An 837-nucleotide genomic window follows, 5' to 3' on the forward strand; every position below is an offset into this window, starting at 1 on the left:
GCGCGATCCCGGCCGCAGCGGGATCCGGCCCGACGGCGGCCAGCCCCGCGCCGCGCGACTCGTCCACGACGTCCACCTCCAGCATGACGTCCACCTCCAGACAACGCCCCGATCCCCCGCGGCGCTCCCGCGGGGAACAGGACAGAGCGTGCGGTCGTACCGTGAGCGCGCGATCGCGTGATGTGACCTGCCCGCGTTCCACCCCGGTTCTCCCGGAGCCCGATCCTGTTGTGACACAGTGTCCGACATGGCCGTGCTTCCCATCCGCACCGTCGGCGACCCCGTGCTGCGCACCCCGACCGCCGTGGTCACGCAGTTCGACGCCGCCCTGGCCCGCCTGGTCGCAGACATGATCGACACGATGTACGCCGCGCCCGGCGTCGGGCTCGCCGCGCCGCAGATCGGCGTCGGCCTGCGGGTGTTCGTGTTCGACGTCGACTACGACCCGCAGGACCGCGCCGTGCCCCGGGTGCCCCTCGCGGTGGTCAACCCGACCCTGACCATCATCGAGGACGGCGAAGTACAGCACGGCGGCGAGGGCTGCCTGTCCGTCCCCGGCCTGCACTACCCGACGTCGCGGGCGATGCGCGCCGTCGTACGCGGCGTCGACGCCGCCGGCGAACCCGTCGAGTACGCCGGCGAGGGGCTGCGGGCCCGCTGCTTCCAGCACGAGGTCGACCATCTCGACGGCATGCTGTTCCTGCAGCGGCTGACCGGTGAGGCCCGCGTCGCCGCCGTGCGGGCGCTGCGCGAGCAGCCGCCGCTGCCGGGAACGCGGTTGACTGGAACCGACCGGCCCGGCGCCGTCGTCGACCCGCTGCGCGCACTGCGCCGCAC

Annotated in this window: 1 protein-coding gene; it reads left to right on the plus strand. The window is 74.0% G+C overall.

Annotated elements, in window-relative coordinates; translation table 11 throughout:
• Positions 1–247: 247 nt before the first annotated feature.
• A partial coding sequence (gene def, locus MXD58_RS25925) for a peptide deformylase (RefSeq protein WP_250610342.1) occupies positions 248–837 on the plus strand: 590 nt, incomplete at its 3' end.

Source organism: Frankia sp. AgKG'84/4, assembly GCF_023242965.2.
Lineage (GTDB): Bacteria > Actinomycetota > Actinomycetes > Frankiales > Frankiaceae > Frankia.